The organism is Pseudoalteromonas sp. T1lg76, assembly GCF_002964725.1.
Taxonomy (GTDB): Bacteria; Pseudomonadota; Gammaproteobacteria; order Enterobacterales; family Alteromonadaceae; genus Pseudoalteromonas.
The window spans coordinates 33,784-58,718 of record NZ_PQCE01000005.1; the positions used below are offsets into that span (position 1 = coordinate 33,784).

General features: G+C 48.1%; 28 protein-coding genes. 16 read left to right on the forward strand and 12 right to left on the reverse strand.

The features are described from left to right. Window positions 1-18: 18 nt before the first annotated feature. Window positions 19-465, reverse strand: coding sequence for an Hsp20 family protein (locus C2M35_RS01160; RefSeq protein ID WP_105200687.1), 447 nt, complete (start codon window positions 463-465; stop codon window positions 19-21). Between the two features lie 219 nt (window positions 466-684). Between C2M35_RS01160 and C2M35_RS01165 the strand changes: the two genes are divergently transcribed. The 5 genes from C2M35_RS01165 to C2M35_RS01185 all read left to right on the forward strand — a co-directional run bounded on the left by C2M35_RS01165 (window position 685) and on the right by C2M35_RS01185 (window position 5,061). Beyond that, window positions 685-1,176, forward strand: a complete 492-nt coding sequence (locus C2M35_RS01165; protein WP_105200688.1) for a TlpA family protein disulfide reductase — start codon at window positions 685-687, stop codon at window positions 1,174-1,176. Next, window positions 1,169-2,215: a Kelch repeat-containing protein gene (locus C2M35_RS01170; RefSeq protein ID WP_233997959.1), complete on the forward strand. Its 1,047-nt coding sequence runs from the start codon at window positions 1,169-1,171 to the stop codon at window positions 2,213-2,215. The genes C2M35_RS01165 and C2M35_RS01170 overlap by 8 nt, the downstream gene beginning before the upstream one ends. Before the next feature lie 10 nt (window positions 2,216-2,225). Then, complete coding sequence (locus tag C2M35_RS01175; protein ID WP_105200689.1) at window positions 2,226-2,504, forward strand: peptidylprolyl isomerase; 279 nt, start codon at window positions 2,226-2,228, stop codon at window positions 2,502-2,504. A 100-nt stretch (window positions 2,505-2,604) separates the two neighbouring features. After that, entirely contained in the window at window positions 2,605-2,871 is a 267-nt protein-coding gene (locus C2M35_RS01180; protein WP_105200690.1) for a GrxA family glutaredoxin, read from the forward strand. A 333-nt stretch (window positions 2,872-3,204) separates the two neighbouring features. Further along, window positions 3,205-5,061 (forward strand): DEAD/DEAH box helicase, encoded by a 1,857-nt coding sequence (locus C2M35_RS01185; RefSeq protein ID WP_105264430.1) that lies wholly within the window; start codon window positions 3,205-3,207, stop codon window positions 5,059-5,061. A gap of 49 nt (window positions 5,062-5,110) precedes the next feature. On the opposite strand, the gene C2M35_RS01190 is transcribed toward C2M35_RS01185, so the two are convergent. The 3 genes from C2M35_RS01190 to fadR form a co-directional block, all read right to left on the reverse strand. Continuing rightward, window positions 5,111-5,452: a 2OG-Fe(II) oxygenase gene (locus C2M35_RS01190; RefSeq protein ID WP_105258518.1), complete on the reverse strand. Its 342-nt coding sequence runs from the start codon at window positions 5,450-5,452 to the stop codon at window positions 5,111-5,113. A 116-nt stretch (window positions 5,453-5,568) separates the two neighbouring features. Continuing rightward, window positions 5,569-6,174, reverse strand: coding sequence for a peroxiredoxin (locus tag C2M35_RS01195; protein WP_105200693.1), 606 nt, complete (start codon window positions 6,172-6,174; stop codon window positions 5,569-5,571). 272 nt (window positions 6,175-6,446) lie between these two features. Beyond that, window positions 6,447-7,160 carry a fatty acid metabolism transcriptional regulator FadR gene (fadR, locus tag C2M35_RS01200; RefSeq protein WP_105200694.1) on the reverse strand — a complete coding sequence of 238 codons (714 nt, stop codon included), beginning with the start codon at window positions 7,158-7,160 and terminating at the stop codon, window positions 6,447-6,449. Between the two features lie 223 nt (window positions 7,161-7,383). Here fadR and dsbB point away from each other — a divergent pair, with 223 nt between their 5' ends. Next, a complete protein-coding gene (dsbB, locus tag C2M35_RS01205; protein ID WP_105258519.1) occupies window positions 7,384-7,899 on the forward strand; it encodes a disulfide bond formation protein DsbB in 516 nt (171 codons plus the stop codon). Next, window positions 7,896-8,198 (forward strand): DUF6170 family protein, encoded by a 303-nt coding sequence (locus tag C2M35_RS01210; protein WP_234000003.1) that lies wholly within the window; start codon window positions 7,896-7,898, stop codon window positions 8,196-8,198. The genes dsbB and C2M35_RS01210 overlap by 4 nt, the downstream gene beginning before the upstream one ends. A gap of 22 nt (window positions 8,199-8,220) precedes the next feature. On the opposite strand, the gene C2M35_RS01215 is transcribed toward C2M35_RS01210, so the two are convergent. Then, window positions 8,221-8,538 (reverse strand): ComEA family DNA-binding protein, encoded by a 318-nt coding sequence (locus tag C2M35_RS01215; RefSeq protein ID WP_105264431.1) that lies wholly within the window; start codon window positions 8,536-8,538, stop codon window positions 8,221-8,223. Window positions 8,539-8,751: 213 nt separating this feature from the next. Between C2M35_RS01215 and C2M35_RS01220 the strand changes: the two genes are divergently transcribed. Further along, the gene (locus C2M35_RS01220; protein ID WP_105264432.1) at window positions 8,752-9,069 is read left to right on the forward strand and encodes a YebG family protein; all 318 of its coding nucleotides are present in this window, start codon (window positions 8,752-8,754) and stop codon (window positions 9,067-9,069) included. Window positions 9,070-9,124: 55 nt separating this feature from the next. Here the strand turns inward: C2M35_RS01220 and C2M35_RS01225 are convergent, their stop codons facing one another. Both C2M35_RS01225 and C2M35_RS01230 read right to left on the reverse strand, forming a co-directional pair. Continuing rightward, complete coding sequence (locus C2M35_RS01225) at window positions 9,125-10,318, reverse strand: amino acid aminotransferase (RefSeq protein ID WP_105264433.1); 1,194 nt, start codon at window positions 10,316-10,318, stop codon at window positions 9,125-9,127. A 46-nt stretch (window positions 10,319-10,364) separates the two neighbouring features. Beyond that, window positions 10,365-11,015: a GAF domain-containing protein gene (locus C2M35_RS01230; RefSeq protein WP_105200699.1), complete on the reverse strand. Its 651-nt coding sequence runs from the start codon at window positions 11,013-11,015 to the stop codon at window positions 10,365-10,367. A 221-nt stretch (window positions 11,016-11,236) separates the two neighbouring features. Between C2M35_RS01230 and C2M35_RS01235 the strand changes: the two genes are divergently transcribed. Beyond that, window positions 11,237-11,566 carry a stress response translation initiation inhibitor YciH gene (locus tag C2M35_RS01235; RefSeq protein WP_105200700.1) on the forward strand — a complete coding sequence of 110 codons (330 nt, stop codon included), beginning with the start codon at window positions 11,237-11,239 and terminating at the stop codon, window positions 11,564-11,566. 46 nt (window positions 11,567-11,612) lie between these two features. Here C2M35_RS01235 and sixA read toward each other — a convergent pair whose 3' ends face one another. Next, window positions 11,613-12,080 carry a phosphohistidine phosphatase SixA gene (sixA, locus tag C2M35_RS01240; RefSeq protein WP_105264434.1) on the reverse strand — a complete coding sequence of 156 codons (468 nt, stop codon included), beginning with the start codon at window positions 12,078-12,080 and terminating at the stop codon, window positions 11,613-11,615. Between the two features lie 165 nt (window positions 12,081-12,245). On the opposite strand from sixA, the gene C2M35_RS01245 reads away from it, so the two are divergent. Next, window positions 12,246-14,939, forward strand: a complete 2,694-nt coding sequence (locus C2M35_RS01245) for an insulinase family protein (protein ID WP_105264435.1) — start codon at window positions 12,246-12,248, stop codon at window positions 14,937-14,939. Between the two features lie 28 nt (window positions 14,940-14,967). After that, on the forward strand, window positions 14,968-15,546 hold the full coding sequence (locus tag C2M35_RS01250; RefSeq protein WP_105200703.1) for a DNA-3-methyladenine glycosylase I: 579 nt from the start codon (window positions 14,968-14,970) through the stop codon (window positions 15,544-15,546). Between the two features lie 48 nt (window positions 15,547-15,594). On the opposite strand, the gene C2M35_RS01255 is transcribed toward C2M35_RS01250, so the two are convergent. Next, window positions 15,595-16,149, reverse strand: a complete 555-nt coding sequence (locus C2M35_RS01255; RefSeq protein WP_105264436.1) for a hypothetical protein — start codon at window positions 16,147-16,149, stop codon at window positions 15,595-15,597. A gap of 477 nt (window positions 16,150-16,626) precedes the next feature. Between C2M35_RS01255 and C2M35_RS01260 the strand changes: the two genes are divergently transcribed. The 5 genes from C2M35_RS01260 (at window position 16,627) to C2M35_RS01280 (ending at window position 20,433) form a co-directional block, all read left to right on the forward strand. Then, on the forward strand, window positions 16,627-17,601 hold the full coding sequence (locus tag C2M35_RS01260) for a transposase (protein WP_105200862.1): 975 nt from the start codon (window positions 16,627-16,629) through the stop codon (window positions 17,599-17,601). A gap of 301 nt (window positions 17,602-17,902) precedes the next feature. Further along, window positions 17,903-19,066, forward strand: a complete 1,164-nt coding sequence (locus C2M35_RS01265) for an alpha/beta hydrolase-fold protein (RefSeq protein WP_105264490.1) — start codon at window positions 17,903-17,905, stop codon at window positions 19,064-19,066. Between the two features lie 47 nt (window positions 19,067-19,113). Then, on the forward strand, window positions 19,114-19,413 hold the full coding sequence (locus C2M35_RS01270) for a hypothetical protein (protein ID WP_105264437.1): 300 nt from the start codon (window positions 19,114-19,116) through the stop codon (window positions 19,411-19,413). Between the two features lie 79 nt (window positions 19,414-19,492). Then, window positions 19,493-19,822, forward strand: coding sequence for a hypothetical protein (locus C2M35_RS01275; protein WP_105264438.1), 330 nt, complete (start codon window positions 19,493-19,495; stop codon window positions 19,820-19,822). Between the two features lie 140 nt (window positions 19,823-19,962). Next, window positions 19,963-20,433, forward strand: coding sequence for a hypothetical protein (locus C2M35_RS01280; RefSeq protein WP_105200707.1), 471 nt, complete (start codon window positions 19,963-19,965; stop codon window positions 20,431-20,433). Window positions 20,434-20,594: 161 nt separating this feature from the next. Here C2M35_RS01280 and C2M35_RS01285 read toward each other — a convergent pair whose 3' ends face one another. From C2M35_RS01285 to fadI, 3 genes are all read right to left on the reverse strand, one after another. After that, entirely contained in the window at window positions 20,595-20,786 is a 192-nt protein-coding gene (locus C2M35_RS01285) for a hypothetical protein (protein ID WP_105190478.1), read from the reverse strand. A gap of 220 nt (window positions 20,787-21,006) precedes the next feature. Next, window positions 21,007-23,358 carry a fatty acid oxidation complex subunit alpha FadJ gene (gene fadJ / locus C2M35_RS01290; RefSeq protein ID WP_105264439.1) on the reverse strand — a complete coding sequence of 784 codons (2,352 nt, stop codon included), beginning with the start codon at window positions 23,356-23,358 and terminating at the stop codon, window positions 21,007-21,009. Continuing rightward, window positions 23,358-24,668, reverse strand: a complete 1,311-nt coding sequence (gene fadI / locus C2M35_RS01295) for an acetyl-CoA C-acyltransferase FadI (protein ID WP_105200709.1) — start codon at window positions 24,666-24,668, stop codon at window positions 23,358-23,360. The genes fadJ and fadI overlap by 1 nt, the downstream gene beginning before the upstream one ends. Window positions 24,669-24,935: the final 267 nt, after the last annotated feature.

The following is a 24,935-nucleotide window of genomic DNA, read 5'->3' on the forward strand; positions in this document are numbered from 1 at the left end:
AGGGAGAATGGCAAGTAATTATTTACTCTCTAGCAACTTACCTGTGCCAATTTCAATTTTGCGCGGCTTTAATGCCTCTGGAATTTCGCGCTGCAGGTCAATCACCAGCAGGCCATTTTCCAAACTTGCGGCCAACACTTTGACATGGTCGCCCAGCTGGAACTTACGCTCGAAGTTGCGCTCAGCAATCCCTTGGTGGATAAACTTGCGCTCTTCTGTCGATTCTTTGGCGGCCTTTGTTCCGGTAACCTTGAGCGTGTTATTCTCCGACTCAATGGTCAGCTCGCTTTCGCTGAAACCGGCTACGGCCATGGTAATTCTGTACTGATCTTTACCCAGTGCCTCTATGTTATACGGCGGGTAACTTGGTTGTTTATCGGTGCGTGCCGCTGCATCCATAAGTGATGCCAGGTGATCAAAACCGATAAATGAACGATATAGTGGAGAAAGGTCTACTGTACGCATAATAATATCCTTAATTTAAGCAATATTTGGCGGTTGTTTTTCTGCTGAACAAACAACCTTTATATATAAATATCAATAACTTTGTTTTGGTTGGGGCCCTTTATGGCGTCCTCATAATCAGATGTATGGACGCCATATATATTTTCAAGATAATAATTTCACATTTTTCTTAAAAAAGCCGGTCTACAATATGTATCAATTTGAAACTAAAGAATTTTTATGAAGAAGTTTTTTTTCCAACTTGTGCTGATGGCGGTGGTATTTTTCGCGGTGAGCGCCTATCAGGAGCGTAACCTCTTGTCTGCCGACCACAGCCCGGCGCCTTATTTTTCCCTGCCGCAATTACACAGCGATACCCGCTTTAGTATTAAGGAACTGCAAGGGCAAAAAACCCTGGTATATTTTTTCGCCCCCTGGTGCTCTGTGTGCAAGTTGTCTATGCCGAATTTACAAAAAGCCATGGACAAGGGCGATGTTCACGCCATCGCCATTGCCCTGGACTATCAATCCAAGACGCAGGTACAAGAATTTGTCGATGATTTACAGCTGACAATGCCTATACTTTTAGGTAGCGAATACACCGCACAGCAATATAAAATATCCGCCTTTCCAACCTATTACGTGATTGATGAGTCTTTATTGATCAGTGCACGGGCAATGGGTTACTCCACTGAGTTGGGTATTAAATTAAGAGGTAGATCAGATGATTAAAATGCTTTGCGCCGCCATGGGCCTGGCCCTGTGTGGCCCCCTGTTCGCCGCAGAGTTACCGGCACTCCCGGAACCTGTCAGTAATAATGCTGTGGCCAAGGTGGACACAGATCAAGGCAGTTATTTCCTCAGCTTTATGGGTCTTGGGGCGGGTAAAACGCACCTGGATATCCATAACAAGGTGTGGGCATTAAAGCTTGGCAGCAATGCCTGGCACACTAAAGCGCCCGTTCCGGCCTCAACCCAGCTTACCGGACGCCTTGCAGCCACCGCCGTGGGTGTAGGTAAATACGCCTATGTGTTTGGTGGTTATACAGTGGCTGCCGATAATACCGAGCTATCTGTACCGGATGCCTACCGCTATGACGTGGAGAAAGATCAGTATCAGCGCTTGGCCAACATGCCGGTGCCGGTAGACGACAGCGTCGCCCTTAATTACAACGACCAATACATCTATCTGATCAGCGGCTGGCACAACGACGGCAATGTCAATTTAGTGCAGGTTTACGATATCGCCAAAGACAGCTGGTCTCAGGCCTCACCCTTCCTTGGCGATGCGGTATTTGGCCATGCCGGGGCCATTAAAGATAACCTGATGATCATTTGTGACGGGGTTAAAACCGTGGCCTTTGCCGATAAGCACCGTGGTTTTGCCGCCAAGGCCCAGTGCCTTAAAGGGGTTATCGACCCACAAGACCCACGCGAGATCTCATGGCACAGCCTGACTCATCCAACCGGCAAAGCACACTACCGCATGGCGGCGGGCACCATTAATGGCAACCTGGTATTTATTGGCGGCTCACCCAATCCCTACAACTATAATGGCATAGGGTATAATGGCAAACCCAGCTCGCCCTCAAGCCAGGTATGGCGCTTTGATATTCCCAGCAATCGCTGGCAACGCATGGAGCACGCCCAAAAGGCAACCATGGATCACCGAGGCCTGCTTGCCCATGAAGGCACCGCGTACCGCATCGGCGGCATTGGCGAGAAACAAAAGGTGTTAGACCAGATCACACCGTATCGATTTAAATTTTAGGAGTAAAACCATGGCCAAAGCCTGTGCCTATCACATTCTCGTGAAGAGCAAAGAAGAGTGTTTAGCAATTAAAGCCAAACTGGATAAAGGCGGTGATTTCAATAAGCTTGCGAAGCAATACTCAACCTGCCCGTCGAAAAAACGCGGTGGCGATCTCGGCGAATTTGAACGCGGCACCATGGTCAAGGCTTTTGACGATGTGGTCTTTAAAAAGCCGCTTTTTGAGGTGCACGGCCCGGTAAAAACCAAGTTCGGTTATCACCTGATTAAAACCGTTTATCGCACTTAATCGCTTTTAGCGAACAGATAAATCGTTTTTTGGCATTTTACCTGAGCCCTTAAGCTCGTTACACTGCACCTCGTACCTTAAAAGAAGCACTGGAGAGATTATGTTAACTGTTATTTTTGGTCGAGATGGTTGTCCTTTTTGCGTGCGTGCAAAAGATGTCGCCAGTCAACTAGCCGAGCAACGTGATGATTTTAAATTCCGCTATGTGGATATCATCAAAGAAGGGATCAGCAAGGCAGATCTGGAGAAATCAGCCGGAAAACCTTGTGAAACCGTGCCGCAAATTTTTATCGGCCAAGAGCATATCGGTGGCTTTACAGAATTTGAAGCCTACGCCAAGGCAAATTTGGGTCTGTATCAAGAATAACAGCTGCCCTAAAGCGCCGCTCACCCAAGCGGCGTTTTCATTTGTTCATAAAACAAACTAAAAATTAAAAAAACAAGCGTAGCGCGAAACAAATCAATAAACACCTTATTTTCAGCATTTTTATTCTGCCATTTCTACTTTGGGCAAGGACTAAAAAACTCTTTATTCGCTAACAGAAAACCCTTTATTTATGCCGTTTACACAGGTTTCCTAAAATACACCTGATTAAATTTCATACAAAACCAATCACATAGGAAATAGTTTCAATTTATACAAGCAATTACTGCTTCATTCCTGTACAATGCGCGCTCTTTGAATTCCTGAGGCGTTTTAATGTCAGAACCAGTCACCTTTGAGTCGTTGAACCTTTCTCCTGCTATCTTAAAAGCAGTGGAACAGTTGGGTTATGAGACTCCTTCCGAGATCCAAACTCAATGTATTCCCCTTTTACTCGACAAAAAGGATGTCTTGGGAATGGCGCAAACAGGTACAGGTAAAACTGCTGCCTTTGCTTTGCCTTTATTGAACAACATTGATGCCGATGCTAAGCATCCGCAGATCCTTGTACTTACCCCCACTCGTGAGCTTGCTATCCAGGTAGCGGAAGCGTTCGAGCAATATGCAAAATTTACTAGGGGCGTAGAAGTCCTAGCACTTTACGGTGGCCAGAGCTACGGTATCCAGCTAAGTGCATTGCGTCGCGGCGCACAAATCATAGTCGCGACCCCTGGTCGTCTATTGGATCACATCAGCCGTAAGTCTATCGACCTATCTCGTCTTAGCGCACTTGTGCTGGACGAAGCAGATGAAATGCTGCGCATGGGCTTTATCGACGATGTAGAAAGCATCATGGCGCAAACGCCAGAAGACAAGCAAACCTGTTTGTTCTCTGCGACTATGCCAAAACAAATTCAGTCTATCTGTAAAACCTACCTGCAAGATGCCGAGCAAGTGCGCATCACGCCACGTAACAGCACGGTATCGACCATAGAACAGGTTTACTGGCAAGCCCGCGTACACAAGAACAACGCTATCGTGCGCTTCTTGGAAGCGGAAACGTTTGACGCCGCTATCGTATTCGTACGTACCCGTAATGACACGGTACAGCTGGCAGAACTGCTAGAACGCGAAGGTTTCTCAGCGGCACCGCTTAACGGCGACATGAACCAGCAAGCCCGTGAGCGCACAGTAGACCGTCTGAAGAGCGGCTTACTTGATATCGTTATTGCTACCGACGTAGCGGCCCGTGGCCTTGATGTTGAACGCATCAGTCTGGTTGTGAACTACGATATCCCACAAGACAGTGAAGCCTATGTACACCGTATCGGTCGTACCGGTCGTGCTGGTCGCCAAGGTAAGGCCATCTTGTTTGTTAAGGGTAACGAGCGTTACCTGCTTAAAAACATTATACGCCACACCAAGAGCGACATCGCAGAAGTACAGCTACCAAGTGCTAAAATGGTTGAGCAAAAGCGTATCGACGCCCTTGAAACCAAGATTGCGGCAGCCCTTGAGCACAAAGACAGCGAGTTCTTTGCCCAGGTTGCCAGTTCAATCGGTAACAAGCTGCAACTTAGCCAAGGCGACCTTGCCGCAGCCCTGCTATGCCTAGCGCAACAGCAGACGCCATTGAAAGTGGAAGAGATCAAAGCGAAGGAACGTCCAGAGCGCGGTGAGCGCAACGACCGAAATGAGCGCCGTAACGAACGCGGTGATCGAGGTGAGCGTCGTCGCGACGATAACCGTCGTGATGGCGATAAGCCACGCCGTGAGCGTCGTGACTCAAACACACCTATGGATACCTACCGTATTGAAGTAGGCCGTGAGCACGGTGTACAGGTTAAAAACATCGTTGGCGCTATTGCTAATGAAGCTGACATCTCTAGCAAGTACATTGGCGACATTCGCTTGTTTGATGCTCACAGTACCGTTGAGCTACCTCAAGGCATGCCGGCTGAGAAAGTGGCACACTTCCAGAAGGTATACATCTGTAAGCGCCCAATGAAGCTAACATTGAGCCCTTCTGAAGCGAATGCGCCACGTGAGCAACGTGAGCAACGTGATTCACGTCCACCACGTGACCGCAATGATCGTAATGAACGCAGTGAAGGCAAGAAGCGCAGCTTCCGTGACCCTAATGCGAAAAGCAAAGCACCGCGCAAAGAGCGCCGCGCTGTAAGCTTTCAGTAATTGCACTCGCAATAGTTAAAAAAACCGCCTCAGGGCGGTTTTTTATTGTCTAGTTATTACGTATCCAGCCAACACTGAAGACATATCGAGTACCTTCCTCTACCTCTGTGACTTCATGAGCATGCATATCGGGGCGAAACAATTTAATGCGCTTACTGGCATAGATGGGCTGCTCGCAGACGAACTCACCGCCTTTCCCTGCGGCTTTAATAACGATATTAAGGCGATAGTGGCGGCCGGACTCCACCTTGTCTGTATGGCGCCTGATAAAACTACCTTGCTTAAAGCGCAACAGGTAACAATCAAACTTAATCGGCCAATAGGCACCGGCCAAAAACATTTTATCGTACCCAGATAATTGGCGGCCCATTTGCCAGCGCAACCAACCCATAAGCTTACCTTGTTCACATAAACGGACTATATCTTGCTGTTTATCAGCGAGTTTGGCAAATATCCAGGCACAAAAAAACCGCGCCTAAGCGCGGTTTTTCAAACTAGGGTGAAACCTTATAGGTCGCCTTCGTTTTCAGATAGGAACTTAGCAACACCTTCAGGGCTTGCGTCCATACCTTTTTTACCTTCAGTCCAACCAGCAGGACATACTTCGCCGTGCTCGCTGTGGAATGCTAGTGCGTCAACCATGCGTAGCATCTCGTCGATGTTACGGCCTAGAGGTAGGTCGTTAACTACCTGGTGACGTACAGTGCCTTCTTCGTCGATTAGGAAAGAACCACGGAAAGCAACGCCCGCTTCTGGGTGCTCAACGTCGTATGCTTGACAGATTTCGTGCTTAACGTCAGCAACTAGAGCGTATTTAACTTGACCGATACCGCCGTCTGCAACAGCAGTGTTACGCCATGCATTGTGTGAGAATTGTGAATCGATAGACACACCAATTACTTCAACGCCACGCTTTTGGAATTCTTCATAACGCTTGTCGAAAGCGATTAGCTCTGAAGGACAAACGAAAGTGAAATCAAGTGGGTAGAAAAAGATAACTGCTTTCTTGCCTTTGATTGTCTCGTGTAGGTTGTAGCCATCTACGATTTCGCCATTACCTAGCACTGCTGCAGCTGTAAAGTCTGGTGCCTTGCGGCCTACTAATACACCCATTTTATTCTCCAAAATAGTTTGAGTTTATCGTACTTTGCGACTGAGACGATGACTTCGCCCCGTCTGTATTTCTTCCTGCACATAGATATAGTGGCGGGCTGTTGAAAAACAACCCCGACAATAAAAATACATGCATTTATATTCTGAGCGCTATGTTACTGAGCTAGGGCGCAAAAGAACAATCGCATTTAACGATAGCAGCTATCGAAAAAAGTGATTGTTAAATTTTTAAGTGAGCAGAGACAAAAAGGCCCGCAATAGCGGGCCAATTATTAATCCATAATATTTTCGGGCATATCGCCACGAATTTCCTGCCAGATTTGACCACTTTGATGACCATAGCGACGCATCAAGGAAATAGCACCATCGTGATCTTGCTTCTCAGCCAGCTCAGCCAAGTCCGAGTAGAACTGACGTGCTAACTCACGAGTACGAGGATCAGAGAAATAGTGGCAACCTATCTTGGAGTAAAAACCTCTAAAGCCATTGAGGATCAACACATAAATTTTGTTGTTGCCGGCACTGGCCAGGTGGTGGTGTACCAAATAATCATAATCCGCAAAAGCCTGAGCCGTGTCTTCAACACCATCGCGCTCGGCAACAATTTCCTTAACGCGCTCTGGGTCTATTTTAATCGCTGCACGCATATAGATGGCACTGATGTTAGTGCGGGCAGAAAGTAACTGATCGGTCAGCTCCGGCATTTTATCTTCATCAAGGCGCGCCAGCGTCTCAAGAATGTTCAGGCCCGAGGTTTCCCAAAAGTTATTTACTCGCGTTGGCTTACCATGCTGAATGGTTAACCAACCGTCTCGAGCAAGACGTTGTAATACTTCACGCAGTGTCGTGCGAGTCACGCCGATGAGTTCCGATAGCTCGCGCTCGGCAGGAAGAATAGAGCCTGGTGGAAACTCCCCATTCCAGATGGACTCAACTATATATTCCTCAGCAAATCCAGCTGGGCTTTTCGCTTTAAAAATTCTCATCTAAGGTCCACTTCAACACGGTTTATTTCATTTTAGTTATTCCACTGATTGTACCAGATGATCAGCAACTAACAAGAAAACTTCACTGTAAAGCACGCCTCGTATAGTCGGCAATTACACAAGACAATAATAAAGTATCAGCTTTCGAGTGCCATTGACCTAAACTTGCATAGACCTAGGTGCAGGGGCATAATCTCCAAAATAAAATTAATAAGAGAATCTCATGAGCTGGTTAAGTAGCATCTCGCGCACACGCGCTCCTTGGTTGTTGTTGGCACTGATTGCCTTTTTATTCGAGGCAACGGCCCTTTATTTTCAATACGCCATGGATTTAGCTCCATGCATCATGTGTATCTACCAACGTACCGCCGTGTTAGGCGTGTTATTGGCTGGCCTTATTGGCGCCATCAACCCTGCTAATCTGTGGCTGCGCCTGAGCGGATTGGCCACCTGGCTGGTTGCCAGCATTTGGGGTCTGCTTTTGGCCCGCGAGCACATTATGATGCAAACCACCACAGACCCTTTTGCCTTCGTTTGTGAATTTGAGCCTAATTTCCCGGTGCCCTTGCATGAGTGGATCCCTGGATTTTTCGCTGCAACCGGTGACTGTGGCAACATAGACTGGCAGTTTTTAGGTCTGTCTATGCCGGGTTGGATGCAGGTTATTTTTGCAGCCCTTGCTGCGGCAGCGGTTATCGTGACCTCTGCGAGCTTGTTCTTTAAGCCAAACAAGCCATGATTTATTTTTTAGCCAGCCAGATCCCCAGCCTGCAATCCTTTAGCCACCGCCAGCGTTTGCAACTGGTGGCTGAGGCGTTGGAAATGTTAAGTGCCCAGGAACGTATCCTGCTCAATATTATTAAACTGCTGCTGATCACGCCGCTGTTTTTATTGTTGGTGCGCTTTGAGGGGTGGAGCATGCTGCCCTGGTTATTGATCGCCGGTCTTGCCTACCCCATTTTGGTGCTGCCGGTGCGCCACTACTTTGCCTGCCGTCACCTGGAGCAAGCGATTGCAGAACATAATAAAGGCAGCTAACGCTGCCTTTATATTATGCCAATTACAACGACACCTTTTCCTTGAGCTCAGCCATTAGCCGCTCGCCTATCCCTGGCACATCATCCAATTGCTCAATACTCTTAAAACCACCGTTTTTATCGCGATAATCGATAATTGCCTTGGCTTTCGCCGGACCAATACCGGGCAAGGTCTGCAATTGCTCGGCCGTGGCCTGGTTTAAGCTGACCTTAGCATGGCTTGAGGCTTCGCTTTTATTGGGCTCGGCTGGCGCTGCAATAACCGGGGCTGTGGTGGCAAGTAAGAGTGTGGTGGCAAGAACGCCGATAATGGCGCTTGCAGAGGTGTTAAGTAGTTTCATACTTCTCTCCTTAAAGTGATGAATCTTCCATTGGTACTACCGTTATTAAATAAAGAAGACGAGACAGGGCTTGTCAACCTAAAGGCTTATGAACGCGGACACTAAGCCTCTCACTCGCTCACAAGTTAAGTAAAAAGCGTAAAAACACCTTGACCTTAGCTGCTTGCCACCCTAATCTAACTGTATAAAAAAACAGTATAGTTAGGAGATCCCATGGCTGTTGTCGTTAAGTACGTAGTTGAAAGAAGTGGAGTCGAGCGCATGACCTTTACCAGTAAGAAAGAAGCCGATGCTTATGACAAAATGCTCGATATTGCCGAAAGCCTTGAAGGTCTGTTGGCAAATGCCGATGTGCCCTTAAGTGAACAACAGGTAGAAGGCCTAGCACTGCAAATCGCTAAACAAAAAGATGAATTTATGCAGGTGTTAAAAGGCGCGAAACCAAGCGAAAATAAAACAGAAAAAAAGCCAAAAGCGCAAGATAAAGACAGCCAGGAAAATGTCACCGAACTGAAAGCCAAAGAAGCCTAAGTAAAAAAAGAAAAGCCAGCAAATGCTGGCTTTTTTGCTTCGCTCTAAGCGAAAGTTATTTCGTTACTTCGGCTACGGCGTCGGCGAAGTAATCGATATTGGCGTGGCTGATACCGGCTACGTTAACGCGGCTCGAACCAACGATGTAAATCGAATACTCTTTTTGTAGACGCTCGATCTGCTCTTTATTAATACCTAAGAAAGAGAACATACCGTGCTGGCGCTCAATAAATGAGAAGTCCATGCCGTGGCATTTGGCGTTTAGCTTCTCTTTTAGCAATGAACGGAATTCATTGATGCGTGAACGCATTTCATCCAGTTCATCGTGCCACATAGTAGTAAGCTCAGAACTAGATAGAATAGTGCTAACAATGTCCGCACCGTGCGCCGGTGGCATAGAGTAAATGCTGCGCACTACACTCAATAGTACCGAGTTAGATACATCGGCAGCGCTGGCATCTTTAGAGATGATAGAACAGGCGCCGATACGGTCACGGTAAAGACCAAAGTTCTTCGAACATGAAGAACAGATGATCAGCTCTTCAACCTGTGAAGCAAGCAGGCGTAGGCCAGCAGCATCTTCGTCCAGGCTAGTACCAAAACCCTGATAAGCGATATCGATAAGCACGGTAAAGCCTTGTGCTTTAGCGATGTCGGTTACGGTTTGCCATTGCTCGGCGTTCAAATCCATACCGCTTGGGTTATGACAACAAGCGTGTAGCAATACCACATCACCTGCTGGGATCTGACTTAAGGCGTTAACCATTTCGTCGAACAATAAACCCTTATTTTCATAGTCGTAGTAAGGGTATTCTTTTACCGTCAGACCGGCAGCTTCAAACAGGCTGATATGGTTAGCCCAGGTCGGAGTTGTCACCCAAACAGTGGCATCTTCATTACAACGCTTAATAAACTCAGCGGCTACGCGAAGTGAACCTGTACCGCCTGGAGTTTGTGCCGTGCGTACACGGTTTGCCAGCAAAGCAGGGTGTGCATCGCCTAGCAACAATTCTTCCATTTTCTGACAATAATCCAGGTTACCGGCCAATCCGATATAAGACTTGCTGGTCTCATTGGCTAAGCGAAACTCTTCCGCTTTTTTTACCGCTTTTAGCACAGGGGTATTACCCTGCTCGTCTTTATAAACACCGACACCTAAGTCGATTTTATTGGCATTGGTGTCAGCCTTAAACGCAGCCATCAACCCAAGAATGGGATCCGTCGGTAATGGTTTTAATTGTGAGAACATGGGACTCTCTTTTTATTTATCTCAGGGTTAGCAGTACCCGGCCACATTAGGCTGGCAGATGCGCGACAATTTCTTTGCTTGCGGCGACCAACAAGGCTATGCGTTCGGGGGTAAAAAAATCTGTGCTGAATGCTTCTGCATCTATGATGCCCACTACTTTACCCTTCTGCGAATAAAGCGGCAAGCAGCTTTCCGCCTTCACTTTAGGATCACATGTATAGTATTCGCCACCGCTGGCAACATAGTCTTCCACATTGTTGATAATTCTGGCCTTTCCAGAGCTTACAACCTGCACATTATTACTGGTGGCGGCAAATTCAGGGGTAATGGGAAACAAGGGACGACTGGGGGCGCCATGATACGCCAGCTTTAGCAACTGCGACTGACCATGGATATCACGAGACTGATAAATACCGAACCAATCGACGCCGCTTTGTTGTACGACAAAATCGACTATCCCCTGCAACTTGGCAAGCTGTGCCTCGGCATCAATATCAAGATGTTCCCGCAGGCTAAAGGGCTCTTCCTGTAAATGACCAAACAAGCTGCATGCGCCGCCCTCACCCAGCTCTGGAATAAGGTATTGCCATTGCACCTGGGCACTTGTATTCGCCAAATACTCTTGTAATAAAGCTTGATAATGCAGGGTCTGCGACTCATCCGCCTCAATTTGTGCCCACTCGTTATATAAAATCATTTAGCCATCCAAACATCCAAAAATTTGAAAGGATGCTAGCACAGAGGCAAAAGCACAGGCAATAGCAAAATGAAATGGGATCGGGGCCGGAGCAACTGCTTACCTAGAGCTCATAAGCCTATGATTATCTACCCGCTTGAAGTGCAGTTATCAGCACTATTTTGGCAAGACGCAGAGCCCAGTTATGATAAGCTAACAGCTTGTTTAGGTCGGAGGTACTGATGAGCGACAATAACCTAGTGTATTCAACTGAAACGGGCCGTATTAAGGCACCCGTTGAGAAAGAGCAAGCCGACGTTAAGTTGTTTAAAGACGGGGCGCTGCGCATAGAGCGACAAACCAAAGGTCGTAAAGGCAAAGGGGTGATGCTGGTTGTGGGAATTGATCCGCAGGAGCATGATCTGAAGAAGCTGGCCAAGCTGTTAAAGTCAAAAATGGGCCAAGGCGGCGCCGTTAAAGATGGCGTTATCGAAATCCAGGGAGATGACCGCGACAAGCTCAAGGGCTTGCTTGAGGCACAGGGCTTTAAGGTAAAAATTGCTGGCGGCTAAAGCCGGAGAGCAGCAGTTATTGCGGGCTATGCTATTGCGGGCTATGCTATTGCGGGCTATACAAGGCCCGCCAATGGCCACGTAGCGTCTGTGGGTCATAATCTATCTGAGCTACACCACAGGTTGGGAAGATAGGCATCTTATCCGGACACAACTCCGCCACCATATAGCTGACTATGGGCATATGGGCGACCACCAGCCAGCAATCAATTTCATCATGCACAGCTATCAGGGCGCTGAGGTAATCAATGGCGCGTTTGGCATCGGCACTAGGAGTCACCTCTTCGCTGTCTTCACTGTAAATAAAGTTACGACAATGCCCCTTCACCTGCATCGCGGTTTGCTGCGCCCGTACATAGGGACTGACAATTAACCCTTGTGGATTAAAGCGTTGCGCCAGCCACTGACCAACATGATCCGCCTGCGCCAACCCCTTATCGGTTAACTCACGCAAATTATCTTGTCCCTGCACTGCCTGCGCATCCCCATGACGCATGATTAAAACTGTTTTCATTTCTGTTAAATCAACTAATTAGAGAAAAAGTTTTGCCGCAAAAGCTAGCCATTAAGGCGCGATATTCGCTATAGTTTAGCTTTACCACCCGATATTCAGGTAGGCACTTCGCCGTAACCGCTGGCCCTGAACATCTTGTAACTTTTCTAGTTTCAGGAGCAATAATTGAATATCAGCCGCAATGATAACAGACTCTACCAAGCGCTAACACTGCCCAATGGTCTTAGGGTTTTGTTAGTCGCCGACAGTGATAGTCAAAAAGCGGCCGCCGCGCTTACCGTTAACGCCGGGCATTTTGATGACCCCTGGCACCGTCAGGGCCTCGCCCATTTTGTTGAGCACCTGCTTTTTCTCGGCACCGAAAAATACCCCGAAGCCGGTGAATTTCATGACTTTATCAGCCGCCATGGAGGCAGCATCAATGCCTGGACCGGCACCGAGCACAGCTGCTATTACTTCGACATCACCAAGCAATTTTTTCAACCGGCACTGGAGCGTTTTAGCCAGCTGTTTATCGCGCCGCTGTTCAATGACGGGGAAATAGACAAAGAGCGCAACGCCATCGATGCCGAATTTAAACTCAAGATTAAGGACGATGGCCGTCGTATCTATCAGGCGCACAAGGAAACGGTGAATCCAAAGCATCCCTTTGCCAAGTTTTCGGTGGGCAGTCTCGATACCCTGAGCGATGCTCACGGCCCGATAAAGCAAGAGCTGGAAACCTTCTTTGCCGAGCACTACCAGGCCCAGTGGATGACCTTGGTGCTGTGTGGTCCTTACACTCTGGCGCAATTAAAGGCCTGGGCCGAGCACCTTTTCGCGGATATCAACAGCAATGCAACCGCTAAGCCGGATATTGCAGAGCCTCTGTATCGCCCGCAAGATCTGGGGCTGGAGCTGCATATTGAGCCCCATAAGCATTTGCAAAAGCTGATCATCAGCTTCGCTATGCCAAGCATAGATAAGTTTTATAAGCACAAAACGGTCAGCTTTCTTGCCCATTTACTCGGCTATGAAGGCGAAGGCTCCTTGCATTCTCTGCTAAAAAATCAGGGCTGGATCAATGCCCTGTCTGCCGGTGGTGGCATTAACGGCAGCAACTTTAAAGACTTTAATATCAGCTTGGCGCTGACCGATGACGGCATCGAGTATTATCAGGATATAGTCGAGATGGTGTTTGCCTATATCGCCCTTATCCGCCAAAACGCCGAACAATTACATGCCCTGTATCGGGATAAGCAAACACTGTTGCAAATCGCCTTCGATAATCAGGAAAAGGCTCGTTTACTGGATTGGGTCAGTGGCTTGAGCGTGAATATGCACCATTACCCCAGCGAGCATTATCTTAACGGCGACTATTTGATGGCCGGTTATGAGCCCCAGCAGTTTGCTAAGGTGCTCGACTGGTTGAGCCCGAAGAATATGCGCTTGGTGTTGATCCACCCGGGCGTAAGCAGCAGTAAAACCACACAATGGTACAACACCCCTTATTACACCAAGGCGTTGGAGCCTCAGTGGCTCGATGCCCTGGCCGCCATAGATACGCCGCTGGGCACCATGTCGCTGCCCGAGGTAAATCCTTATTTGCAGCGCCCTTGCGTGCTTCATGAGCTGGAATCCCCCGGTGCCACCCCGGAAAAACTGGCCTCACATCCGGGCTTTAATTTCTGGTTTAAACAAGACGCCACCTATCGCGTTGCCAAGGGTCATTTTTACCTCGCCATAGATTCCCATTTGGCGGTCAAAGATGTACAACATATGGCCCTGACCCGCTTATTTGCGGATCTCTTTATCGACTGCGTGGCCGAGCAGTTTTACCCCGCCGAACTGGCGGGCCTGAACTACCATTTATCGTCGCACCAGGGCGGTTTAACATTGCATACTGCGGGCCTGTCTTCGAGCCAGCTTGAGTTGGCGCAGGGGCTCTTGGATGCCCTCTTTAATGCAGATATTTGTGCCAAGCGCTATGCCGAATACAAGAAGCAATTGGTACGCCACTGGCAATCGAGTAATCAAAACAAACCTGTGAGCGAGATTTTCAGCCGCATCGGCGCCGAGATCATGCCTTGGAATCCAACCCCGGAGGCCTTAGCACAGGCACTGAAAAGCACCAGTTATTTGCAGTTTAAGCAATTCCGTCAGGAGTTTTTTGCCGCCGTGCATATTGAAGCCTTTTTACATGGCAATTGGCGACCCGCCGATGCTTACGACTTTTTACGCTTGATCCAGACACATCTGGAACAAAGAGCCAATATCGAGGCCATTAACCGCCCCCTTGCGGAGATCACCTCTGTAATCCAGCAACAGCTTAGTTTGCCCAGTAACGACCATGCCATGGTGATCTATTATCAGGCCGCCACGCACGATATTGAAGAGAAGGTGCTGATGATGGTGGTCAATCACCTCCTTAATCAGCCTTACTTTAATGCCCTGCGCACCGAGCAGCAGCTTGGCTATTTGGTTGGCGCCGGTTATGCACCTTTTAATTCCCGCGCAGGCCTGGCATTTTATGTGCAGTCGCCCAATGTCTCGGGAAAGGAGCTCTTGGCGCACCATAATCAGTTTATTAGCCAGTACTGCCAGCAGGTGGCGCAAATGGATGAGCAAACCTGGGAGCACAGTAAACAAAGTCTGTATCGCCAAATTGCCGAGAAAGATAAAAACCTGCGCCTGCGCTCACAGCGCTTTTGGCTGGCGATCAGTAACCCGGGGGTTGATTTTACTTTGCAGGCCAACCTGTTGAACACTTTAGAAAATATAGAGTTTGAGCAGGTACTGCAGTATCTTAACGCGCTATTTGCGCCACAACGAGCACGGATGGAATGGTTGAGTGATCCCCAAGGCTCAACGCAGGCGTAAACCTGCCCCCCAACCCAAGGAACAAGTTATGTGTACCAGATGTAGCTGGGTGGATCTCAGCAAAGAAGATTATGTGGCCTACCATGATAATGAATGGGGCGTGCCCATTTATGACGACCAACAATTGTTTGAGTTTTTAACTCTGGAGTCGGCCCAGGCCGGACTGAGCTGGTACACCATTTTAAAAAAGCGCGACAACTACCGCCGCGCCTTCGCCAACTTTGATGTACACAAGGTGGCCGCCTTTAACGACCAGGACGTCGCCCGCCTGCTCGACGATGCAGGGATCGTCCGCAATAAACTCAAGATCAACGCCACCATTAATAACGCCCAGCGTTTTATCGAAGTGCAAAAGGAATTTGGCAGCTTTAGCGCCTATCAATGGCAGTTTGTCGATAACAAGCCCAGGGTGAACTCGATTCGGTCGCGTGAGGATTATGTCGCCACCAGCGAACAATCCGATGCCTTTGCCAAGGATCTAAAAAAACGCGGCTTTAAGTTCTTAGGGTCAACGACCGTGTACGCCCATATGCAAGCCTGCGGCATGGTCAACGACCATCATGATGACTGTTATAGAAAGGCGCAGGTTTTGGCTATGTATAAGTAAGTAGCTAAGGCGAACTCTTGCGCCTTTTAGTTGGTGAGCGAGTAAGTGTCAGAAATTGGTATTTACACCCAATGTTGAGATTATTTCGTAATAACCGAAAAGCACAAGAATAAAAAAAACAATTAAAATTAGCTCTTGTTTGAAGTGATGGCGTAGATAGAACAAGCGCTCTTTATGGTGAAAAACGTCCATCAGTTCATCACCAAATCGGATAGACAGAAACGTCCCCACCCCAGACAGCAAAATAACCAGCCAATATGGAAAAGGTGTGGTTAATATCATTTTCATAGTCTGGGTAACAAATGTTGTTTCATAAAACTCAGGAAGGTAAAACAACAAAAACACATTGATCATAATAGCAATCAACCAGACTGCTATTTCTGAGAACACCATACGAATACCCAGTAATAATCGAATGGGAAAGTCCAGTAAAAAGCCCGCATCGGCAACCGGAGTGCAAAGCACAAAGAAGCTCCAGGTAATCAGGGATGCGACCCCGCCTGTCACAAAGTCATACTGGTAAGTTAAATAACCAAAGTAGGATAATAAAATTAACAACAGCAGTATGAACTTTACCCATACCTGATGCCTAGGATGCTTCATTAACCGCTCCTACTTAACTATTTGAATGCCAGAAGAAATACGCCTTTAGAATCCGACCAAAAGCATCAACTTCTTAAGCCCATTTCTCGTTACATCGAGCGAGCTTTACCAGTAACGACTTTTTCGCAAGCGTATTTAATCAATAGTAGAAAAAGAGGAAGGTTTCCGCCTGTCCAAGGCTAGCAGAGGCGTTAATTAACAACTCGCAGCCAATATCACTATTGTTAGCCCGATCATTTGCGATGAGCTTGAGTTTATAAATAGCTGAGGCGAGCTGTTACGCCTTTTAGCTGGTGAGGGTGAAACGCAGCTGAAGTGCACTAACTCAGACACCCACTTCAAAAAATAACTAAGACACCCACTCCAAAATTTCACACTTCCAGACTCATAAAACTAACTTAGACACCCACTCCAAAATTTCACACTTCCAGACTCATTGACTACACTTTGAATGTTCGACTCAAGGAGGAGTGGATGATGGCAACGCCTCGTAAAAACCAAATTAGTCTGGCTGATACCCCCTATTATCACTGCATCTCTCGTTGTGTACGGCGGGCGTTTTTATGTGGCATAGACGCACTGACCGGCCGCTCTTATGAACATCGCCGCGATTGGGTTGAAAGTAAACTGTTGCAGCTAGCGCAAATTTTCTGCATAGATGTATGCGCTTATGCAGTGATGAGTAACCACACCCATGTGGTGTTGTATGTGGATAAGCCTAAAGCCCAGCACTTAACGGATAAAGCCATAGTGCTGCGTTGGCATAAATTGTTTAAAGGCACCGTGCTCTGCCAACGTTTTGTGCAAGGAGAGCAGCTTGATACAGCAGAGCTGGCCGCGCTGCACAGTCGTATCTTGATTTATCGGGAGCGTCTTAGTGATATCAGCTGGTTTATGCGTGTCCTCAATGAAGGGATTGCCCGTCAAGCCAATCGCGAAGATGACTGCACCGGCCGTTTTTGGGAAGGGCGTTTTAAGTCCCAGGCCCTCCTTGATGAAGCTGCCTTGGTTGCCTGTTTAGCCTATGTGGACTTAAACCCGATCCGTGCAAAGGCTGCTGATTTACCCGAACAATCCGACTACACTAGCGTGAAAACTAGAATCGCTTCAGCAAAGAAGGGTCAGCAACCCACTACCTTAATGCCCTTTGTTGGTAATCCACGCAAAAACATGCCTAAGGGGTTGCCATTTGAGCTACAGAGTTACTTAGAGCTGATTGAATGGACAGGACGCTGTATGCGCGAAGATAAGCCAGGGCATATTTCATCAGATGCAGCCCCCATACTTCAGCGCCTCGATATTTGCCCGAAAAACTGGCTAGCGCTTACGACTTCATTCACCAAGGTCTTTCACGGTGCGGTAGGTAAGGAGCAAGCCTTAACAACCTACTGCCAGCATCAACACCGAAAGCGACGTGTAGATTTAAGTAATAGCCAAAGCTTATTCGCTTAAGTGTTACTTTCCTTCCCTATGTTTGAGTCCTTAACCGAAGTGTCGATTTCGCACGTCCAGAATTTACGACAATGACAAAAACGAAGGGTAAATCCACTAAAAACCGCTTGTTCTGATTGAACTCGCTTTAAAAATGTATTTTCTTGTTCCGTTGCACAAGCTCAATTCTTAAAGTGGGTGTTTTGTTTGTTTTGGTTATAATTGTTTTATTCTTTTGTAGAGGATGCTAGTTTGAGTCAAATAACGCGTTTATATAAAGGGATTTATTGTGAGTCTTCTAAAGCCGACCTACGCTCTGCTGATGACTTTTTTTGTCGCCACGCTGACCTCAACCATGACTTTGGCTCAAGAACAGCCAGATAACATCTACAGTCAACACACCGAAATCATACAGTCAAAAGTGCTTGGTGAAGAGCGCAGCATCCTGGTGCAATTACCTAAAAGCTACCACACCAACCCTGACAAGGTGTACCCGGTAATTTACCGCCTAGATGGTGCCAGTAATGTCCCCCTGCTTACGGCGGTTATAGAGCGCTTACAGAATGCCCAATCAGCTCCCGAGGTTATTATTGTCGCCATAGAAAATACCAACCGCCTGAGAGATCTTTATCCCACGGTAAACCAAGACCCAAGGGGGCCGGTCGGACTCGGTGGCGGTGGCGCCAAGTTTTTGGATTTTTTCGAACGTGAATTAATCCCTTTGGTCGATAATAAATACCGTACCCATGACTTTAGAGTCATTGCCGGCGCTTCCGCAGCCGGAGTCTTTGCCCTTTATGCGCTACAAACCAAGCCCGAGCTTTTTCAGGCCCATATCGCCTATAGCCCTGCGGTGTGGTGGAACCATGGCGCGTCGGCAAAGAGTACCAAGGAGTTCATTGCCAAAGCAAAAACGCTTAATAGCTATGTGTATATGAACATAGGTGAAGAAGGTGGCGATATGCGCGCTGTGTATGATGACTTGCATCAGTTTATGATAGCCAATAAACCCAAGAATCTGACCCTGGTCACCAACGCCTTCGATAACGTAGCGCACGCACTGACATCCAGCGCCGGCATATTCAATGCGTACCATCATTTATTTATGCCCAGGGCCATGCCGGTACAAGCATTCACCGGCGAGCTGGACTCTATTACCGACTACTACGCTCGCCTTTCACAGCAATACGGCGAACAGATAGCGCCGCCGGAACAGGTAATAAGAGAACTGGGTTACCACTTTGTCTTTGAAGATGACTTTACAACGGCAATAAAGCTATTCAAGTTTAATATCGAATTGCACCCTGAGTCCGCCGATGCATATAACGGACTGGCCTTTGCCTATGAGCGCAACGGACAATATAAGGACTCACTGCAACAGGTTAATATGGCCTTAGAGCTGTCCAAAGAAGACGATGCTGGTTATGACTTCTTTATCCAACGTCGCGATAGATTGCTTCCGTTAGTGAAGGGCACGCAAAGTTAACTGGCTTAAAAGGCCGCGATAATCAACTTTAGTTTGAAAAGGAAATCATGGGTGCATTTGTATTTTTATACTTCTTTCTAATTATCTATGCACTTGCAATTAGGTTTGCATCTAGAAAAGAGTTCTCTTCTGGTCATGTTAGTTGGGCATATAAATTACAAGCTTTAACTTGTGTTGCTATTACAGCATTAACTAGTGCATCAATTGCATTTCTTTTTGCTCAAAATATAGCCGAATGGTTATATCAGTTTATACCTGCATTTATTGTGGCAGTCATTGTTGCTGCAAATAAGCCTATTGATTACATTGAAATTCAAACTAACAAGTTGTTAAAGCAGGACAAGTAAAACTAGGCTGGCGCTAATTTTAGCCAAGCTGAATCTGCCCATCATGCGGATGTTATATCTCTAAGGAAGGAGTTACCTCATGGAAGAAGAATCGACATTTATTACCTTTGCATTGTTTACACTCTTGGCTGCCATTAGTCCCATTATTTTGGCCATTATTGCAAGCGTGAAACTACACAGAACCTTTGGCAAGGGAGCCATCTTTTTTCTTAGCATTGGAACCATCCTAATAGGGTTGCTGCCGCTCGACACGCTTGCCTCGGTGGCAATCGCAAGGATGGATAACGACATACTCGCTAAAGCTATGCTCTATAAAAGCTATGTTGTCATGGCGTTGACCTATCTGGGCTCGGTCTCTATCTCAGTGGGCATTTTAATGCTGTGCCACCAGTATCAAACCAAAGCCTAATCACACCAGTTAAGAAAGTATTCACTGTCTTCAGCCCTTAGATTGTGCCAGCTCGCTACCCATGCTGGTTTTAGCACAGCCGACAAGGTAAGCTAACTTCAAGGACTGAATAATAACCTATTATAAAAAAAGGAAAAATTGTGCATCCAAATAGAAATGCAATCGCTTTTGGTGGTCTGGTGGCCACGGTTTTATTCTTTGTGATCTTAATCATACTGGCCTTATGGGCTTGGCCTAAATACAAAGTATATAAATTAGAAATGAATGGTATTGCCGCATTAAAAGAGGCGGAATGGAGCAAACAAATCCTCATTGAAGAGGCCAAGGCCAGGGAGCAAGCAGCGCTCATGCAAGCAAAGGCGCGGGTCACGTTAGCCCAAGCCGAAGGTGAAGCCAAAATTGTTCAAGCAAAAGCCGAGGGTCAAGCAGACATCGAAAGAGCAAAGGCAGCCGCAGAGGCAAACAGAATCATAGGCGAGTCTCTAAAAGGGAATGAAGCTTACCTGCGTTATGTCTGGATTAAAGGCCTGCAAGAAGGCAATGGCGAGCGCATATACATCCCCACCGAGGCAGGTCTGCCAATACTCGAAGCGGGTAAAGCAGGAAACTAATCTGCTTTTGGGTGAATTGCTAAAACTAGGTAGTTTGTCCAAACTGCTGGATCTTGTCGCGGTGACGACGACACCCAACTAAGAAAACCGTTGCCGATGAGTTGCAACTCACTTACACAAAAAAGGATGCTCGGCGGCATCCTTTCCAGCACAAAGAAATATCAGGGTCGCCAAATAATCCCACAATGGGCTATGGTGCGCATCAAGGCGCGGCGGTAATGCACATTAAACAGCGCCAGGGCGAAGGGGCCACATAATCCGCCGAGTAGAGCCCAGCGCTTGGCTGGCATGCCTTTGGCGGTAGCAACAACAAATAATAAACTGGCAAACACGACGCTTAACAATAAAATCATAATCCCCCCTCATTCTCGGGCGGCGACTTTAACACAAAGCTGCTGCTTAATTAACCATACACCCCACCCTGTTTCTAGAATTCCTAGCTAGGTCATTGGTTAGTAAGTAAACTTTTTCAGTTGATTTTATTTCATCTAGAATCCGATACGCGCCCAAAAGCCTGAGTACAAAAAAGCGCAGCATATTGCTGCGCTTTTCAATCATGTACTTAGGAGGAGATTAGCTGCGAGCCTGTTCCTTGTCTTGCTCCGCAGCGTCATCGGCAACGTCATCGGCAACGTCATCGGCAACGTCATCGGTAGCGTCCTTGGCAACGTCCTCGACGACGTCCTTGGCGACGTCCTCGGCCAGCTCTTCAGTATCAACTGCTTCGGACTCGTCGTTACTTTCAGCGTCGGCTTTGTCGCTAGCCTCTGCCTTGTTCTCAGCTTCAACCTTGCTTGTAGCCTCGGCAGCCGCCTGCTCCTGCGGGTAATAACTTCCGCCCTGCTCGGCCATAGCCAGTAAGGCCGCCGCCGGAGTGAAGCTATCATTAAACTGCGCATAGGTTGCCAGGGTTGAGCACACATTGGCGGCGCCCAGTTTATCCATATAGCTAAATGGACCACCTAAGAACGGCGGGAAGCCAATGCCAAAGATGGCACCTATGTCGCCATCGCGGGCATTGCTGACGATGCCTTCTTCCAAACAACGAGCCGCTTCGTTAAGCATCTGCATAACACAGCGCTGGGCAATCTCTTCCTTGTTTAGTTTCGGGCTTAGGGTTACACCCAGGAATTCGTAAACCGACTCGTCTACCTTCTTCTGTTTCTTGCTGTAATCGTAGAAGCCTCGGCCCGACTTGCGACCTAAACGCTTATCGTCAATTAGGCGATTAAACACCTCGGGTGCCTTAAAACGCTCGCCCAGCTCGGCCTCAAGGATAGGGGCAATCTTAGAGCCGATATCAATTCCTACTTCATCGAGCAGCGCCAAGGGACCAACCGGGAAACCAAACTCCACCAGGGCCTGGTCGATTTTCTCCACAGGCTCACCGGCGAGTAACAGGTTTGCCGCCTCGTTCACATAAGGAGCAAGAATACGGTTTACAAAGAAACCAGCCTTGTCTTTAACCACAATTGGCGTTTTACCTTGCTTGCGGGCAAAGCTCACGGTGCGGGCTATGGTTTGCTCACTGGTTTTCTCGTGGGGAATAATTTCCACCAGCGGCATTTTTTCTACCGGCGAGAAGTAGTGTAAACCAATGACATTTTCCGGACGCTGCGCCTGTGCGGCAATTTGCGCTATCGGCAATGAGCTGGTGTTGCTGGCAAAAATGGTGTGCTCTTGGGCGTATTGCTCAACATCGGCAACCATGGCCTGCTTCAAAGAAAGGTCTTCAAATACCGCTTCGATCACCATGTCCACATGCTTTAAACCGCTGTAATCCGTGGTGCCGGTAATGCGGTTCATCTGCTCTTGCAACTCGGCCAGAGACAAGATTCGACGCTTACGCTTTTTCTCAAGAATTTTGTAGCTGTAGTTCATGGCACCGGCGATGCCTTGCTGCGCCACGTCTTTTACTCGGGTGCGCACACCCGCCTTAATGGCGCTGACATGAGTAATACCCGCGCCCATCAGGCCGCCACCCAACACCGCAACCTTGTCGGTGCTTGGGGCGTTATCGGCGCGCCACTCTTTTTTCATTTCCGTGGTGGCAAAGAAGATACCGCGCAGCTTTTTAGAGACATCGCTCATAACCAGATCAGCAAAGCCTTCGGCCTCGGTCTTATAAGCCTTGAGTTGGTCCAGCTCAACACTGGCACGCACCGCCTTGATAATAAGCTCAGGCGCCGGGTAATGGCCGCCAGTTTTCTTGGCCACATTTTCGGCAGCTTTTTTGAAGATCAGGTTGCGGCCAAAGGGGTTAGACTCCAGCAGCGCCGACATTTTATCGAGCTGAGGTTTCGCCGCTTTCGCTTTGCCTTTTTGGGCAAACTGCACCGCCACATCCAACAAAATCGAGTGCGGCACGCAATCATTCACCAGACCGGCTTTTTTCGCCTGCTTGGCACGTACCTGCTTGCCGGTTAGCATCCATTCCAGAGCCTTCTGAATACCCACCAGCTTAGGCAGGCGCTGAGTACCTCCGCCGCCTGGTAAAAGACCTAGCTGAACTTCTGGCAGACCCATTTTGGTGATGTCGCTGTCGCTACATACACGGTAATCACAGGCTAAAGCAAACTCTAAACCGCCACCTAAAGCAGCGCCGTGAATGGCGGCCACCGTGGGATAAGGCAATTTAGCTAAATCAAAAAAGGCATCATGACAAGTAGTCGACAGAGCCAGCGCTTCTTCGCGGGTATTGGCCTCATCCAACATGTTGATGTCGGCACCGGCAATAAAGTTATCTGGCTTGGCGCTGATAAATACCAGGCCTTTAACGTTATTTTCGTTGGCTGTGGTGATCACATCCTGCAACTGCTCGGCAAAACTGGCGCGTAATGTGTTCATCTTCTCGCCGGGCACATCTATGGTGACGATACCCACGCGCTCATCATTGAGCTCGAATGTAAATACTGATTCAGTCATTATGCGCTCTCCAATACAAAGGCAGCACCCAGGCCGCCAGCGGCACAGGCCGTGGTTAATGCTAAACCACCACCGCGACGATTAAGTTCATGAATACTTTGAGTGATCAAACGCGCACCTGTGGCGGCGAAGGGGTGACCATAAGCCAGTGAGCCACCGTTAACATTGAATTTATCCATATTGATTTCACCAATGGCCTTGTCGCGGCCAAGCTGCTCCTTGGCAAACTTATCCGAGGCAAACATCTTCATATTGGCCAGGGTTTGCGCCGCAAAGGCCTCATGCATTTCAATCAGGTCAAGGTCGCCCAGGGTAATACCGGCACGATCAAGGGCCACAGGCGTTGAATGCGCCGGGCCCATTAGCATGTCCTCATGCACGCCGATGGCGGTAAAGGCATAGCTACGGATATAGCCCAGGATTTCATAACCCATGGCCTTGGCTTTGCTTTCATTCATCAATAGTACCGCCGCGGCACCATCGGTTAATGGCGTCGCATTGGCGGCGGTAACGCTGCCGTATTTACGGTCGAACACCGGCTTTAACTTGGCGTAACTGGCCAGCTCTGAGTTAGCGCGGATATTGTTATCCTGCTCAATAAAGGACTTATAAGGCGGCACATGAGCGGTCATTACCTCCTGCGCCAGCTTACCCTCGGCCCAGGCTTGACCTGCCAAGGTGTGTGAGCGATGCGCCAAGGCATCCTGATCGGCGCGGCTGATATTATGGGTTTTAGCCATCTGCTCGGCGGTTTGCCCCATGGACAAGCCGGTGGAGTATTCGGCCACAGCTGGCGGCACCGGCAGTAAATCTTTTAGACCCAGCTTTGAGAAAATCTTTAGGCGCTGCGAGAAGGTGCGCGCTTTATTTAAATCGACCAGACTGCCCGCCAGTTTTTTGCTTACACCAATGGGCAAAACAGAGGATGAGTCGGCACCACCGGCAATACCTACCTGTGTGTGGCCGGCCATAATCGACTCGGCAACATTGGCGATGGCCTGGAAGCTGGTTGCACAGGCACGGGAGACCGAATAGGCATCGATATTCACCGGCATGCCGGTTCCGAGCACAATTTCACGAGCAATATTTGGCGCTTCTGGCATTTGTACCACCTGACCAAACACCAGCTGGTCGATTTCCTTGCGGTCGAAATCAAGACGCTCAAGCATCTCGTTAACCACCAGCTTGCCTAAATCCAATGCGGGTACATGATGAAAAGCGGTCGCTTGCTTTGCAAAAGGTGTACGCAGGCCGCTGACAATGGCGATGCGCTCCCCGTTTCGTGTTGTTAGTTTTGTTTGCCCAGACATATAAATGCTTCTCCTGTTGACAGGTCTGACCTGTTATATTTCCTCGATTCTAAAACAACCCTGGACGCATTGCCAATAGGCTTGTCAAAATTTACCACCCAGCTACAACAATAGTTAACAACTTGAAGCAATTAAAATAAAAAACAAGACTTTAAAACTGAACAATTGTAAGTAAAATCGATCGAACTATTTGGCTGTAGCAATGCCTAACAGGCGTTGTTAGGCGTAACCAAATTATGACACGCGCCCTATTTTTCACTGCATTTA

What these genes read in the sequence shown, in the direction of transcription:
- C2M35_RS01160 (WP_105200687.1), bottom strand. Translation starts at nt 465, where the DNA reads ATGCGTACAGTAGACCTTTCTCCACTATATCGTTCATTTATCGGTTTT.
- C2M35_RS01165 (WP_105200688.1), top strand. Translation starts at nt 685, where the DNA reads ATGAAGAAGTTTTTTTTCCAACTTGTGCTGATGGCGGTGGTATTTTTC.
- C2M35_RS01170 (WP_233997959.1), top strand. Translation starts at nt 1,169, where the DNA reads ATGATTAAAATGCTTTGCGCCGCCATGGGCCTGGCCCTGTGTGGCCCC.
- C2M35_RS01175 (WP_105200689.1), top strand. Translation starts at nt 2,226, where the DNA reads ATGGCCAAAGCCTGTGCCTATCACATTCTCGTGAAGAGCAAAGAAGAG.
- C2M35_RS01180 (WP_105200690.1), top strand. Translation starts at nt 2,605, where the DNA reads ATGTTAACTGTTATTTTTGGTCGAGATGGTTGTCCTTTTTGCGTGCGT.
- C2M35_RS01185 (WP_105264430.1), top strand. Translation starts at nt 3,205, where the DNA reads ATGTCAGAACCAGTCACCTTTGAGTCGTTGAACCTTTCTCCTGCTATC.
- C2M35_RS01190 (WP_105258518.1), bottom strand. Translation starts at nt 5,452, where the DNA reads ATGGGTTGGTTGCGCTGGCAAATGGGCCGCCAATTATCTGGGTACGAT.
- C2M35_RS01195 (WP_105200693.1), bottom strand. Translation starts at nt 6,174, where the DNA reads ATGGGTGTATTAGTAGGCCGCAAGGCACCAGACTTTACAGCTGCAGCA.
- fadR (WP_105200694.1), bottom strand. Translation starts at nt 7,160, where the DNA reads ATGAGAATTTTTAAAGCGAAAAGCCCAGCTGGATTTGCTGAGGAATAT.
- dsbB (WP_105258519.1), top strand. Translation starts at nt 7,384, where the DNA reads ATGAGCTGGTTAAGTAGCATCTCGCGCACACGCGCTCCTTGGTTGTTG.
- C2M35_RS01210 (WP_234000003.1), top strand. Translation starts at nt 7,896, where the DNA reads ATGATTTATTTTTTAGCCAGCCAGATCCCCAGCCTGCAATCCTTTAGC.
- C2M35_RS01215 (WP_105264431.1), bottom strand. Translation starts at nt 8,538, where the DNA reads ATGAAACTACTTAACACCTCTGCAAGCGCCATTATCGGCGTTCTTGCC.
- C2M35_RS01220 (WP_105264432.1), top strand. Translation starts at nt 8,752, where the DNA reads ATGGCTGTTGTCGTTAAGTACGTAGTTGAAAGAAGTGGAGTCGAGCGC.
- C2M35_RS01225 (WP_105264433.1), bottom strand. Translation starts at nt 10,318, where the DNA reads ATGTTCTCACAATTAAAACCATTACCGACGGATCCCATTCTTGGGTTG.
- C2M35_RS01230 (WP_105200699.1), bottom strand. Translation starts at nt 11,015, where the DNA reads ATGATTTTATATAACGAGTGGGCACAAATTGAGGCGGATGAGTCGCAG.
- C2M35_RS01235 (WP_105200700.1), top strand. Translation starts at nt 11,237, where the DNA reads ATGAGCGACAATAACCTAGTGTATTCAACTGAAACGGGCCGTATTAAG.
- sixA (WP_105264434.1), bottom strand. Translation starts at nt 12,080, where the DNA reads ATGAAAACAGTTTTAATCATGCGTCATGGGGATGCGCAGGCAGTGCAG.
- C2M35_RS01250 (WP_105200703.1), top strand. Translation starts at nt 14,968, where the DNA reads ATGTGTACCAGATGTAGCTGGGTGGATCTCAGCAAAGAAGATTATGTG.
- C2M35_RS01255 (WP_105264436.1), bottom strand. Translation starts at nt 16,149, where the DNA reads ATGAAGCATCCTAGGCATCAGGTATGGGTAAAGTTCATACTGCTGTTG.
- C2M35_RS01260 (WP_105200862.1), top strand. Translation starts at nt 16,627, where the DNA reads ATGGCAACGCCTCGTAAAAACCAAATTAGTCTGGCTGATACCCCCTAT.
- C2M35_RS01265 (WP_105264490.1), top strand. Translation starts at nt 17,903, where the DNA reads ATGACTTTTTTTGTCGCCACGCTGACCTCAACCATGACTTTGGCTCAA.
- C2M35_RS01270 (WP_105264437.1), top strand. Translation starts at nt 19,114, where the DNA reads ATGGGTGCATTTGTATTTTTATACTTCTTTCTAATTATCTATGCACTT.
- C2M35_RS01275 (WP_105264438.1), top strand. Translation starts at nt 19,493, where the DNA reads ATGGAAGAAGAATCGACATTTATTACCTTTGCATTGTTTACACTCTTG.
- C2M35_RS01285 (WP_105190478.1), bottom strand. Translation starts at nt 20,786, where the DNA reads ATGATTTTATTGTTAAGCGTCGTGTTTGCCAGTTTATTATTTGTTGTT.
- fadJ (WP_105264439.1), bottom strand. Translation starts at nt 23,358, where the DNA reads ATGACTGAATCAGTATTTACATTCGAGCTCAATGATGAGCGCGTGGGT.
- fadI (WP_105200709.1), bottom strand. Translation starts at nt 24,668, where the DNA reads ATGTCTGGGCAAACAAAACTAACAACACGAAACGGGGAGCGCATCGCC.